At 40.5% G+C, this 12,944-nt stretch carries 15 protein-coding genes; 6 read left to right on the forward strand and 9 right to left on the reverse strand.

Features of this window, described 5'->3' with window-relative positions; translation table 11 throughout:
* Positions 1–115 precede the first annotated feature (115 nt).
* From nusG to rpmG, 3 genes are all read right to left on the reverse strand, one after another.
* Positions 116–658 (reverse strand): transcription termination/antitermination protein NusG, encoded by a 543-nt coding sequence (gene nusG / locus IGI41_RS08815; RefSeq protein WP_430609400.1) that lies wholly within the window; start codon positions 656–658, stop codon positions 116–118.
* Between the two features lie 122 nt (positions 659–780).
* The gene (secE, locus tag IGI41_RS08820) at positions 781–951 is read right to left on the reverse strand and encodes a preprotein translocase subunit SecE (protein WP_430609402.1); all 171 of its coding nucleotides are present in this window, start codon (positions 949–951) and stop codon (positions 781–783) included.
* A 12-nt stretch (positions 952–963) separates the two neighbouring features.
* The gene (gene rpmG, locus IGI41_RS08825) at positions 964–1,116 is read right to left on the reverse strand and encodes a 50S ribosomal protein L33 (RefSeq protein ID WP_086274919.1); all 153 of its coding nucleotides are present in this window, start codon (positions 1,114–1,116) and stop codon (positions 964–966) included.
* A 157-nt stretch (positions 1,117–1,273) separates the two neighbouring features.
* On the opposite strand from rpmG, the gene cbpA reads away from it, so the two are divergent.
* Positions 1,274–1,927 carry a cyclic di-AMP binding protein CbpA gene (gene cbpA, locus IGI41_RS08830; protein WP_430609404.1) on the forward strand — a complete coding sequence of 218 codons (654 nt, stop codon included), beginning with the start codon at positions 1,274–1,276 and terminating at the stop codon, positions 1,925–1,927.
* Between the two features lie 81 nt (positions 1,928–2,008).
* Here cbpA and IGI41_RS08835 read toward each other — a convergent pair whose 3' ends face one another.
* Entirely contained in the window at positions 2,009–2,518 is a 510-nt protein-coding gene (locus tag IGI41_RS08835) for a QueT transporter family protein (protein ID WP_430609406.1), read from the reverse strand.
* Positions 2,519–2,885: 367 nt separating this feature from the next.
* Here IGI41_RS08835 and IGI41_RS08840 point away from each other — a divergent pair, with 367 nt between their 5' ends.
* A complete protein-coding gene (locus IGI41_RS08840; protein WP_430609408.1) occupies positions 2,886–3,251 on the forward strand; it encodes an ACT domain-containing protein in 366 nt (121 codons plus the stop codon).
* 642 nt (positions 3,252–3,893) lie between these two features.
* Complete coding sequence (locus tag IGI41_RS08845; protein ID WP_430609410.1) at positions 3,894–4,865, forward strand: diacylglycerol/lipid kinase family protein; 972 nt, start codon at positions 3,894–3,896, stop codon at positions 4,863–4,865.
* Between the two features lie 58 nt (positions 4,866–4,923).
* Here IGI41_RS08845 and IGI41_RS08850 read toward each other — a convergent pair whose 3' ends face one another.
* The 3 genes from IGI41_RS08850 to IGI41_RS08860 are packed head-to-tail and all read right to left on the reverse strand — an operon-like array spanning position 4,924 to position 8,140.
* Complete coding sequence (locus tag IGI41_RS08850) at positions 4,924–6,066, reverse strand: ABC transporter permease (RefSeq protein ID WP_430609412.1); 1,143 nt, start codon at positions 6,064–6,066, stop codon at positions 4,924–4,926.
* A complete protein-coding gene (locus tag IGI41_RS08855; RefSeq protein ID WP_430609414.1) occupies positions 6,056–7,195 on the reverse strand; it encodes an ABC transporter permease in 1,140 nt (379 codons plus the stop codon). Before IGI41_RS08855 ends, IGI41_RS08850 begins: the two co-directional genes overlap by 11 nt.
* A 12-nt stretch (positions 7,196–7,207) precedes the next feature.
* Positions 7,208–8,140: an ABC transporter ATP-binding protein gene (locus IGI41_RS08860; RefSeq protein WP_430609416.1), complete on the reverse strand. Its 933-nt coding sequence runs from the start codon at positions 8,138–8,140 to the stop codon at positions 7,208–7,210.
* 115 nt (positions 8,141–8,255) lie between these two features.
* Here IGI41_RS08860 and IGI41_RS08865 point away from each other — a divergent pair, with 115 nt between their 5' ends.
* Genes IGI41_RS08865 through IGI41_RS08875 form a run of 3 tightly spaced genes read left to right on the forward strand, consistent with a single transcriptional unit; the run spans position 8,256 to position 9,960 of the window.
* Complete coding sequence (locus tag IGI41_RS08865) at positions 8,256–8,588, forward strand: hypothetical protein (RefSeq protein WP_430609418.1); 333 nt, start codon at positions 8,256–8,258, stop codon at positions 8,586–8,588.
* A gap of 47 nt (positions 8,589–8,635) precedes the next feature.
* Positions 8,636–9,331, forward strand: coding sequence for a sensor histidine kinase (locus IGI41_RS08870; protein WP_430609420.1), 696 nt, complete (start codon positions 8,636–8,638; stop codon positions 9,329–9,331).
* Positions 9,331–9,960: a response regulator gene (locus tag IGI41_RS08875; RefSeq protein WP_430609422.1), complete on the forward strand. Its 630-nt coding sequence runs from the start codon at positions 9,331–9,333 to the stop codon at positions 9,958–9,960. Before IGI41_RS08870 ends, IGI41_RS08875 begins: the two co-directional genes overlap by 1 nt.
* A gap of 67 nt (positions 9,961–10,027) precedes the next feature.
* Here IGI41_RS08875 and IGI41_RS08880 read toward each other — a convergent pair whose 3' ends face one another.
* Together IGI41_RS08880 and recD2 are read right to left on the reverse strand one after the other, a co-directional pair.
* The gene (locus tag IGI41_RS08880; protein WP_430609424.1) at positions 10,028–10,255 is read right to left on the reverse strand and encodes a cold-shock protein; all 228 of its coding nucleotides are present in this window, start codon (positions 10,253–10,255) and stop codon (positions 10,028–10,030) included.
* Positions 10,256–10,349: 94 nt separating this feature from the next.
* Complete coding sequence (gene recD2 / locus IGI41_RS08885; protein ID WP_430609426.1) at positions 10,350–12,938, reverse strand: SF1B family DNA helicase RecD2; 2,589 nt, start codon at positions 12,936–12,938, stop codon at positions 10,350–10,352.
* Positions 12,939–12,944: the final 6 nt, after the last annotated feature.

The raw sequence follows: 12,944 nt of genomic DNA on the forward strand, positions 1-12,944 counted from the left end.
CCCTTCCTCTTTTAAAGCGCTTACTCATTTGGTGCAAAAAAGTGGGCCAACGAATTGGTCCACTATTTATCTTTGGTTTCCAGCAATTTTGGATTAGATACCAATCAGAATTGCATCAGATTTTATCAACTTGTTCGAAATCAAGCTCAGTACTGGTTTCCCGACCAAACATATCGATATTGACTTTTAGTTTTTCTCTTTCTTCATCGATTTCAGTGACTTGTCCTTCAAGACCAGAAAAAGCACCTTCAATGATTTTGACTGTTTCTCCGATTTCCACTTCAAGTTCTACAGTTCTTGTGCTCATGCCGATCGAACGTAAAATTGAATTGATTTCTTCTTGTAATAAAGGTGCGGGTTTGCTACCAGCGCCATGAGAGCCCACGAAGCCAGTCACACCTGGTGTATTTCTGACAACATACCAAGAGTCATCTGTCATCACCATCTCAACTAAAACATACCCAGGAAACGTTTTATGGACGATTTCTTTGGTTTTACCATTTTTTTCTTCTGTTTCTACTTCTTCCGGTACCACAACGCGGAAGATATAATCACCCATACCCATACTTTGTGCACGAGATTCGATGTTGGCTTTTACTTTATTTTCATAACCAGAATAAGTGTGTAAGACGTACCAATTTTTTTCAAAAGATTCCATTTTTTTCGGACTCCCCATCTTTTTTGTAAAATAAAAAAACCTCAGCCAGACCGAAGTTTTTCCTCAAAGCAATTATACCACGTATCCATGTGAATGACTAGCGCTTAAACAAGAAGACTTGTTTATTTCAAGATCCAATTGAAAACTGTTTGAATCAACGTGTCCATCACAAAGAACATCACAGCAAAAATCAAAGTCGTTTGTATCACCACAAAAGTATCTTTGCGTAATTGTTTTTTTGATGGCCAAGAAACGTTCTTCATTTCTTCGATCACATTTTTCAAAAATTTCATCTAGGTCCCTCCTTACTTGGTTTCACGATGCAGCGTATATTGATTGCAATACTTGCAAAACTTATTGATTTCAAGGCGTTCGCCTTTTTTACCTTCGCTGATTGATTTTGAGTAGTTGCGGGATCCGCAGACAGAACAAGCCAAAGCTGCTTTTTTTGTTGCCATCTCAGTGTCCTCCCCCTTTTTCGATAGTTTTCCAACATTAAAAATACCATTTTTTCAAGAATGTGTCAATTTAAGAATTAGTCGCGCAAAAATATAGTTTTTGCCGAATTTATGGTATGATATTGTTGTGAAATGGTTATATGGGAGGGGAAAACTGATGTTATTAAAAACTATGGTCTATAAAAAACGAGACTTGACCACCGTCAAAGAAACAGCCACTTTAGAAGAAGCCTTAGCGATTTTAGAAGAATCAGGGTATCGTTGCGTACCGATCCTTGACGAATCGGGTAAAATATTTAGAGGAAATATCTATAAAATGCATATTTACCGTCACAAGGCAAATGGTGGCGATATGACTTTACCAGTCACATATTTATTGAAAAATGCAACGAAGTTCATTTATGTCAATTCATCATTTTTCAATGTATTCTTTACGATCAAAGAATTACCTTATATTGCAGTTTTAGATGAAAACAATCAATTTTATGGTATTTTGACCCACAGCTCGTTATTGAATATGTTGGCCCAATCTTGGAATGTGGAACAAGGCAGCTATGTATTGACGATTGCCTCAACTGGACAACAAGGCGATTTAGCAATTATCTCAAAAATCATCGCTAAATATAGTAGTATTGCAAGTTGTATCACATTAGATGTTGGCAAAGATGAATTTATCCGCCGTACGCTGATCACACTGCCAGCGCGGACATCAAAAGATCTATGTGACAAAATCGTTCATCAATTAGAAGCGAAAAACTTCAAAGTCGTTGAAATCGAAGACTTGAATGCAGAAGATTTAAATACAAAATAAAAAGAAGCACCCGCTTTTCATAAAAACGGGTGCTTCTTTATTGTTTTTTGAGAACCATCAAAGCAAAAAACAATCTTCAAATCAAAAGCGCTTGTCGAAACCGACCGCTTTATTCACAATATACATGAGTGGTGCAGTCAGCGTCATGATAATCAATTCACTCAATGCTGTCGTACCGAAAGTGATCCAAAAAGGCAACCCTAATACCATATTCAGCATGATAGCGACTAAGAACATACTTACTGAAAAGACGATCGTATTAAAAACCAAACGTGCAAACACATTTGGAACTTTCTTATAAATCAACGCTGTTGCCCCAAGCGCCAAGAATGATCCCGCACCGCCAAACAATGCATCGACCACACCTAAACCAAAAAATAAATTATATACGACAACGCCACCGACGACCCCCCACATCAATTTACGGTTAAACACCACGATATGATTCAACCCTTCCGAAATGCGGAATTGAATTGCTCCTGAGGCAAAGGGCGACACAACGATCGACAAGGCAATATACACTGCCATGATCAATCCATTTGCTACAATGACCCGTAGCCGTTGATTGCTGAAACTCGTTGATTTTTCCATAAGAACCCTACTTTCTCCAAGTTTTGATTACGCGGGATGGTTGATGAACCGCGTTGTGCTGTGCACGAGTACTTATTATACATGAAAGCCTTGATATATCAAGGTCTTTTATTCAGATGATTAGAATGAGAACGTCAGAAAAAGAGCGCGTGAAGATCCCTATTGTGGATGTGCAGACTAGTTTTTAAGTTATTCAATGACCGAATAGTTGATCGTTCATTCATTTATATTTTTACAAAACTAACCACTCATCTGGTATAATCAATCTACAAAGTAAGCAAAATAAAAAGCTGAAAAAGATTGTTGGTACAGATTTGATCTAACGACGACTCTCTACCAAAAAACTAATCAAGAAAGGATTTCCTATATGAACATCAAACATCTCTCTACTCCACTGTCTGTTATCCAAATTGCCGAAATCGACCCTGCATTATTCACACTCAAGCCGCTCTTTTTCGCGCATACCGAGGATGAATACTCCCTCGTATTGCCAACTGCTGCTGTACCCAAAGAGACGGTAGCCCGTGAAGATGGTTGGCAAGCGTTGATGATCGTTGGTGTCCTTGATTTCAGTCTTGTCGGAATCTTGGCTGACTTATCTGGTCTATTGGCAGCACATGAAATCAGTATTTTTGCTGTGTCTACGTACAACACTGATTATATTTTGATCAAGAATCACCAAATCGAGCAGGCAAAGCAAGTCTTGACAGACAACGCCTATACGTTTGTGTAAGAAACACTCGTGTAGACATTTCCCTGCCAAAATAATCTATGTTTAGCTAAAGAGGCGCTTGACTCTCTCAAGACCCTTTAGCTGCATATAGGTCTTAGATTCTCTGCAAAAGAAACCCTCACTCCAGTCCAAAAATCTTGGAAACTGTAAAGCTGCTTCATCCAACAGATAAAGAGTCAAATGGAATGGCGCATGTTCCATACGGTTAATCTACTTCAGCGAATCAGCCACATAGTATCTGGCTGAAAGAAATAATTAAAAAAACATTAAGACGACATCACTCTTTTGTAAACGCTTGCATATTCAATTTTTTCTGCTATACTATAAGTGTAAGGAGCAGGAATTCCCAGTAAAGCAGACGATGCAGGTTCTGCAAGAAAAGAATTGTTGTCAACTTAAAATAAAGCACAAAGGATGTGGGAATTTGGGTTACTCCTTACTAATTGAATAGGATTCGACGAAATGTATTGAACCTTGTGATCAAAGTGGACATTAGAACCTTAACGATCATAACTGGCACTTTCGTCGAATCTATTTTTTTGTCCTTTTTTCTAAAAAAAATTCCTATGCACACCTGAAGTGAAACATGCTATAATAGACCGCATTGAATGCAAACTAGTAAATTGGGGATAGATATATACCATGAAATATGATTATCACGTGATCGTCAACCCTGCTTCTGGCAGCGGCCAAGGCAAGAAAGTAGCAGATCGCATCAAAAAAATCTTAGATAAGCATCATTTTCCTTATCAGTTTTATTATACTACGCAAGCAGGCGAAGAACGTCTGAACGCCAAAAAATTGGTAGATGAAACTTTACTGCCTTGGGATGAGGCCTATTTAGACAACAGCGACATGCACTATCCGCTGCTGATGGTCATCGGCGGCGACGGCACGCTGCACCAAGTGGTGACTGAGGTCCAACAAATCGAACACCAACGTTTTCCGATCGCCTACATTCCTGCCGGTTCTGGCAATGATTTTGCCCGAAGTCTTGATTTACCAAAAGAAGCAGAGAAAGTCTTTTGGCAAATCGCAGGCACAAGCCATCCGCAAGAACTAAACGTGATCCACTATTATGAACAAATTCAAGAAGAGTCCGGGATCGCGATCAACAACGTGGGAATCGGTTTAGACGCAGCCATCGTTTATACCGCCAATCACTCTTCTGCAAAATCACGTCTCAACAAATACAATATGGGTTCATTTTCGTATATCGCTGCGATTTTGACCGTCCTCTTCCGCCAAAAAGGGTTTCCGATTTTGGTCGAATGCAATGGGCAGCAATTAAGCTTTTCGAAGGCATTTTTGTGTACAACGACCAATCATCCTTATTTTGGCGGCGGCGTACCAATTGCGCCGACTGCCACTGTTAAAGAGGACAAGCTTGACTTCGTCCTCGTGGAACGGGTGGCCATGTTTAAAATTTTTTGGTTGATTTTATTATTGACCCGCAAAAAACATATGAACTCTCGTTATTTCCACCACATCTCGACCACAAAATTACGGATTGTTTCAACCATCCCGCAACATGGGCAAGAAGATGGTGAAGAAATGGGCAAACGTCCATTTGATTTAATATTAACGCCCGGCAAACAATTGTTTTGGTGCTAAAATAGGTGTTCCTCATCACGAGGAACACCTATTTGCTAGCGATTGAATCTCCACCTCATTACCTTAAATAGGCTTTATCTTTACTCATCACCAGTTGGATAACAACAAACACCGCAGCGAATGCCAGAAGTATTCCGGATTGAAAAAGGAATGTTTCTTTGAAGGCCGCATTCAATGTCAAATTTTGACCAATCAGAAGATTGTTTTGAATAAACCAATAAGTCGGTGTAAAAGCTGCTATTTTATTGACGATTTCCGGTAAAAGTTCTGATGGTACAAAGACGCCGCCAATAAAACAACAGCCCATAATGAAAATATTACTGATACCCCCGATTGCTTCACTATTTTTAATGATTGCGGTCATACAAGAGGAAAATGCCACCATTGTTATCAAAAAGAACAAGACATTCAACAAATGCCAGCCAGTAGCATTGGTCCAAATATTGCGTGTCAACAACAAGACCAATCCACAAAAGCCAACGGTCAGTAACGTTGAGTAGCCAATCAATGCCCAAGTGATTTGCCGATGAAGTTTTCTTTTTGAAACCGGCGCAACTTGATTGCGGTTGTTGATTGCTTTCCGGTTGAAAGCCAAATTCACCACACCAAAACCACTAAATATCGACATGAACAACCCATAGGCCAATAAATTAAAACTCATACCGGACAATAACCGCCCCATACGATGACTATACTCAGAATTAAGTACCAATTCTCCTTGGGAGGACAATACTTCCTTTGTTTGTGCCATGGCCTCCTCAGCAGGAAATGATTGCGCATAAGCCAAATACGTTTGGAGAAACGTTGTTACTTGTTGTGTCACGACCGCTTTTGAGAAAGCATCTGGTCGCGCTTGAATATCGATCGTCGGCATTTGTCCAGCTGAAATCGTTTCTGAAAAATCATTTGGTAAAAATAAGACGATGCCGATCTGCTGGAAATATAATGCATCGTCGATTTCTTTTTGGGTCGGCTCTTCCATCGTTACGATGGTTTGCGTTTCCGCTAAATATTCTGTCATTCCATCGATTATCGGCGATGATTTCTCAGAAAGAATCAAAATTTTGGCTTCTTGCAAATTTGTGTTACCTGTATCAATACTCTGAGAATAGAAAAAAGTAATCACCAATGTAATAACGACACCAATCACTAAATTGACTTTGTTGGCTTTCAGCAGTTTCCATATCGTTTTATAGAGCATCGTACTGAACCCTCCTTTCAACCAACCAGTTCAATCCAGCAAATAGCATGAGGATACCACCTAGCCAAAGGATATTCAGGTAAAAACTGGAAAGTTCCTGGTAATAATAAAGTTGGTATAAACTCTCACTGATCAAGTTCACTAAGTTGATTTTGCCTATAATCGGTATTGTTGCATCAATCCAGTACTTGATTTGTTCAGAGCCCATCATACCAGCAAGAAAGCTCATTGCCATCGTCACTGCAGTCAGAATTCCTTCTTTTTGGGCTAAGGACATATTGGGAAAGGCATTGCCCAAAAGCAAGCCTAACAAAAGCGCACTAAGGGTACCAAGAGCGACAATCACGAATAACCATTGCCAACGTGTACCAAAATCAACTTGATAGATAAAACGATAAACACCTAATATCAATAATACTTCTGAAAAAAGCACAGTAAAACTTGCCAATAGATTGGCCAATGTCACTATACTTTTGGGTTTCGGAATCAACGATAAACGGATGCCGTTGGGTGATTGATTGGCTTGTTGATCTTGCGCATTCCGCAAGCCCCACATAGTACCATACAGAATTGACATCCCCACCAAGGTAAAAAAGTAAAAACTTTTGATACTCATCACAGCTTCTTCGTTCCGGACTTGAAAAAGCGGCTCATCCAATGATTGCATCGTTTCTAATACAGCCAAATTGCCCATATCCATTTGGCTTTTATAAAGCGCGGCTTGCTGCAAGTATTGATCCATCACACTTTTCATCACGGTCTGACGAATCCCCGCTTGTCCTACATGCAAGAAGATTTGTTCGCCTTGCAGCTCATAATAGCCAGCGATCTGATCAGCTTCTAGTTGGTTTTTTGCATCATCTGCTGTCAACTGTTCCAATGCAAACATTGCTGTCCCATCAGTTTCGATAGAAGCCAACACCTCAACAAAATTTTCCCCCGTCGCAGGTTCTTGAGCATCAAACACAACGGCCGCAGGAATCGTTTCTAAAGTACTACCTTGGTCCAATTGTCCGAAAGCTGCGACAAACATCAAACCCAAGATGATAGGAAACGCCAACGTCCAAAACAGTAAAGATTTATTTCTCATCAAAACTTTTAATCGATAGTAGTATATTTGCCAAAACATGTTGGTCACCTCCTAATCTCGCAACTCTTTGCCGGTTATTTCTAGGAAAACGTCATTTAGTGTAGCTTCTTTGGTACTGATTTTTCCATATGAAATATCCGCTTCTTGCAAAACAGTCAAAATTGGGAGTAAATCATCATTCAAATGTGTGGACGTGACAGTCAATTCACCATCAACATAGCTGATTTCTTCGACCGACAGTTGATTGTTTATTGTTTCAACCAAATGTTCTGGTAAGAAAGGAACGGCAATCGTTAAACGATCCGTGGTACGGACCATATCTTTCAGCTCTTCTTTCGTTCCTTTGGCGATGACTTGCCCTTGATCCATGATGACGATCCGGTCACACAGCAGTTCAACTTCCTCCATATAGTGAGTGGTATAAACGATGGTAGCCCCTTGGCGATTCAATTCTTTGATACTTTCTAATATCTTATTTCTACTTTGAGGATCGACGGCAACCGTCGGTTCATCTAAAAAAATCAGTTCTGGTTTATGAGCGATCCCACATGCAATATTCAAACGGCGTTTCAATCCGCCACTTAGTTCATGCGGATAAAACGTCAAAAAGGTTTCTAAGCCAACTAACGCCACGACTTCCGTGATCAACTCCTGCCTTTTTTTCTTATCCGCTACATACAAACCGCAAAAATAATCGATATTCTCATACACAGTCAACTCTTCAAAAACTGCTACATCTTGTGGAACTACACCAATTTTGGCTTTCACTTCATAATTATCAGCGGCCATTTGTTGTCCGAATAGACAAATCGATCCTTTGTCAAATTTTAGCAAAGAAAGCATACAATTGATGGCCGTCGTTTTGCCGCTACCGTTAGGCCCTAATAAACCTAGAATTTCGCCCTCAGCCACCTGTAGATCAATATGATTTAACGCAATCAGATCATCGTAACGCTTCACCAATTGACTGATTTCAATCATCATCCTCAAAAACCCCTTTCAAAATACGCTATAATCTGACTATAATAAAGATATCAGGTACTTGCTAGTGACCTTTGACCAAAATATCCATGACAAATGTCATATAAAGGAGTCTGGTATGGATAAAAGCCGTACATTGATTGAATCTACTCTCTTATTATTGGTTTCTTTGTCTTTGATGATCGGTCAAGGATTTGATGCCCAGCAAATCATCTATTTCCTAACAGCTGTTTTTTTGATGGGTGTCAGTTTCTTGTTGCCAAAGTCTGCGCGTTGGGTCGTGATAGCAGGAATCATCCCTCTATGCTATTTTTGGTCTGACCTAACGTTCTTTCTCCCTTGCTTATTGCGCATATTGCCAGTACAATCCAAAATCGTTGATGCTGTTGCCTTTTTTGGTTTTGTGTGGGACTTTTCCTCCTGCAATTTCCTGCTTTGGCTGTTGTCTTGATGTTCCTGATGGTGTTGAGCCTATACTTACGACAAAAAGACCAAGCCATGACAGCTTTGACACAAAAGTTTCTCACATCAAAAGATAGTCATTGGGAAAAACAACAACAATTAGCCAAACAAAATCAACAACTGTTGGAAACCCACGAGACAAAGCTAGCGTTGCAAATTGCGGAAGAACGCAATCGTATTGCAAGAGATATCCATGACAATGTCGGCCACTTGCTATCACGAGCACTTTTGCAAATCGGTGCATTAGAAACAATCAATCAAGAATCCACGTTGCAAGAACCGCTGTACCAGCTCAAGCAGACCGTTGATACCGGCATGGATCATATTCGCCTCAGTGTCCATGATTTGCATGCAGATTCCCTCTCATTTGCCGAGGCTGTCCAAAATTTGGTGACGATCGAAGAATTGTGTCCAGTAGAGATTCAAGGAACAGTATTCGAAGACTTATCTGAAAACCAGCAAAACTGTTTGTTGATGGTGATGAAAGAAGCAATAACGAACACGATCAAGCATAGTCAAGCGACTTTGTTGGTGTTCCACTTCAAAACATTGCCAGCATTTTACCGCATGCAGATTCGCAATGATGGTGTAACTGCATGCGATCAGCCAAAAACAGGTATTGGCTTGCAAACAATCCAACAACGAATCCGGACAATCAAAGGACAAGTCCATATAGTGCAAACAGATACACATTTCCAATTGACGATTACCATACCAAAGGAGCCTACATGATGATCAATGTAATCATTATTGATGATGATCCCTTCGTTACGACTTCATTAAAAACGATTTTAGAAAGCACAAAAGAAATACGTGTATTAAAAGTCGGCCATTCTGCTGATGATGCGATAACGCTTTATCAAACATTTAGACCAGATGTCTTACTAACAGATATTCGCATGGGCCAACAGACTGGATTAACGGCTGCCAAAGAGATTCTGAGACAATTTCCTGACGCTGTTATTTTGCTGTTGACTACATTCAAAGACCAAGTCTATATCCGAGAAGCTATTGCTGTGGGTGTAAAAGGCTATTTGATCAAACAAAATCTTGATGCCATTATCCCTTCAGTCAAAGCTGCACATAAAGGGCAAGTTGTCTTCGGTACCGAGATTGTTTCAACATTTACACAAATGTTGAAACCAATACCGCAAGCCAAGGTACAAGATCCTTTATCCGATCGTGAACTGCAGATCATCAAAGAAGTCGCTGCCGGCAAAAACAACAAAGAAATTGCTGAAACACTTTTTCTGAGTGATGGAACGGTACGTAACTATATCAGCCAACTATTAGAAAAACTGTCCTTGCGGGATCGCACACAGCTGGCGATCTATTACTATCAACACTTACATGAGCCTTAGACATACAAAAAAAGCATTGAATAAATCAATGCTTTTTTAGCTATGCTTATTTTCTGGCACAACACGCCTAAGGATTGCCTGGGTTTCCTGGATTGATTGGATTATTTGGCGTGTTAGGTGGAAAGATCGGTGCTTTATCCAAGGTCTTTTCCAGCTTAGATTCTCCCTCAGTCTCACGATCTGTATCCGGGCTTTTATCCAATTCATACTCTTTTTCCATCTCGTCTAATTTTTTGAAGTCACTAGATGATTCTTTGGCTAACTTTGCTAATTTATCTTCTGTTTCTTTGGCCATAAAAACAACGCCTCCTTTTGATTTTAGCTTAGCATATCTTTGCTAAAAACCGAAAGAAAGCGCTCACTTTCTTTGTATATTCGTTTATTAGAAATCAACGTTTTGCTAAAAAATCATAAGGCGTGGTATCCCCCATACCAATCATCGGATCAACCAATTGATTGATGACCATTGCATTTGTTAGCGTTCCTGTCGTCAATGTTTCTTCCACTATATCAGATGTAGGTACTGCCTCAACTTCTTTCGCCGCTTGATTTTCTTTAATTAGCGGCTCGGAGAATAAATCGATTGGTTGATGATTTGACGCTTTCGGTTCTTTTGCCGCTTGAGACAATGTCGGTTTATCTCTACTATCCACCGGTTCTCTCGCGCTTGGCGTATCATTGAATGGATCATCTGCTTCTTCATATTGCGCAAGTTTCGCCCGCTGTAATGCAGTCATTTGATCCGTACCGTTGATCCGTTCCTTCAGTGTCGTCAATCGAATGGCTGACTCATTGACAACACAAGTTTGATAGGCTTGCGGTTCGCCAAGCAAAATCAACATCTCTTTGCTGCGGGTCACAGCTGTATAAAGCAGATTCCGCTGCAACATGCGTTGATATTGATGAACCATCGGCAAGATGACCATTTGAAATTCGCTGCCTTGCGATTTATGGATCGAGCAACAATAGGACAATGTAATTTTGTTCCATTCATTGCGCTTGTACGTGACTTCATTCGCATCAAAACGTATGATCAATTCGTCAACTTTATCTTCTGATTGTTTGGCAAGCGTAATACCAACGATTTGGCCCATATCCCCATTAAAAACATTGTCTTCCGGTGAATTGACCAATTGCAGCACTTTGTCACCGATCCGATAGACCGTCTCATTGAAAGCAACTTCTTTTTTAGACCCATCATTGGGATTAAAAATCCCTTGCATCATTTTATTTAACGCATCAATACCCGCAACCCCACGATACATCGGAGCCAAAACTTGGATATCCTGCGGCGTGAACCCCTTATCTTTGGCTCTTTTGACAATTTGGGCAATCAGCGGTTCGATTTTATACGCATCACAAGCAAAAAAAGAACGGTCTTTTTGATTCTTGGTAAAGTCCGCTGGCAATTGGCCATTTTTAATGGCATGAGCCAAAGGAATAATGCTTGAGCCATCGCCTTGCCGATAAATTTCCGTCAATTCTTGTTGCGGAATTGCTTCGATCGCCAGCAAATCATGAAGTACTTGACCAGGTCCCACAGAAGGCAACTGGTCTTTATCGCCAACAAAAATCACTTGCATATTGGTAGGGATCGATTTAAATAACGTATTCGCCAACCAAGTATCCACCATAGACATTTCATCAACGATCAATAGACCACCTTCTAATTCTTTGGCACTCACACTTGGGGCTTTCTCTCGACCATTCAAACCTAACAAACGATGAATCGTGCCACTAGGCAAACCTGTGGTTTCGTTCATCCGCTTAGCGGCCCGACCAGTTGGTGCTGCAAGCAAAATCGGGAAGGTTTCGTCACTATATTTTGACGGTTCCAAATCAAGATCATTCAGCTCCGCAAACAACTGGACAATCCCATTGATTACAGTCGTCTTACCTGTCCCTGGGCCCCCAGTCAATATAAATAACGGTGAGCGAATTGCATCTTTGATGGCTTCTTCTTGGGAAGCACCGTAAGTGATGCCCAACTGTTTTTCTATTTTGCGGATCGTTTTATTGATTGTCTTTTCTGGATACTTGATTTCTTTTTTTCGTGCCAATAACCGGTCAATGGAATTGGCGATTCCCCACTCGGCAAAGTACAAACTGTTTTCATATAATTTGGTTTCTTCTTGCTGGATCTTGCCTTCTTCCACCAACTCAATGATCACATTGGCTAAAGCCTCCGGGTCAATTTCAACTGGTCGGCTCTTTTCTAATAAACGCAGTGTTTGATCCAGCAAATCTTGGGCAACGCTATAGGTATCTCCGCTTTGCATAGCTTGTGCAAAAATTTGATGCAAAACTGCTGCTCTGAAACGCTGGGGTGAGTCGGCTTCGATACCCAGTTGTTCGGCAATACTGTCTGCACGCTTGAACCCAATCCCTTCGATATCTTCAACCAGCTGATAAGGATTTTCTTCAATGATCGATAATGCTTCATTACGATACGCTTGATAAATCGCAAATGATAATTGACTCCCGAAGCCATAGCGATTCAATCCAACGATCACTTGATCCATGCCATGATTTTGACGGATCGTATCCACGATCATCTGTTGTTTGCTCTGATTCAAGCCATTGATTTGGGCCAATAATGAGGGATCTTCCAAAATCTGGTCGATGGCATTTTCTCCCAAAAGATCCACGATTTTCTCTGCCGTCTTCTTACCGATCCCCGGAAATTTTTCACTAGAAAGATAGTTGATCAATCCTTGTTCGGAAGTGGGTTGCTCCTGCTGGTAGCTTTCCGCTTTCAGCTGGACCCCATATTTGGGATGATTGACCAATTCACCAAAGAAGCGATACTTCTCTTCTTCTTGAATTTCGCCAAAACTGCCCGTCACAACGATTTCACTCTCTTTATAATCAGCGTTGTTTTCAGTCACTTTGACCAACATTACTTTATAAAAATTGCTCGGGTTTTGAAAAAAGATGGCGGCAACATGGCCGACAAAAAAAAGTTTTTCTGGAATCATGGTGCC

This window comes from Enterococcus sp. DIV0876, from assembly GCF_050529585.1.
Lineage (GTDB): Bacteria > Bacillota > Bacilli > Lactobacillales > Enterococcaceae > Enterococcus_D.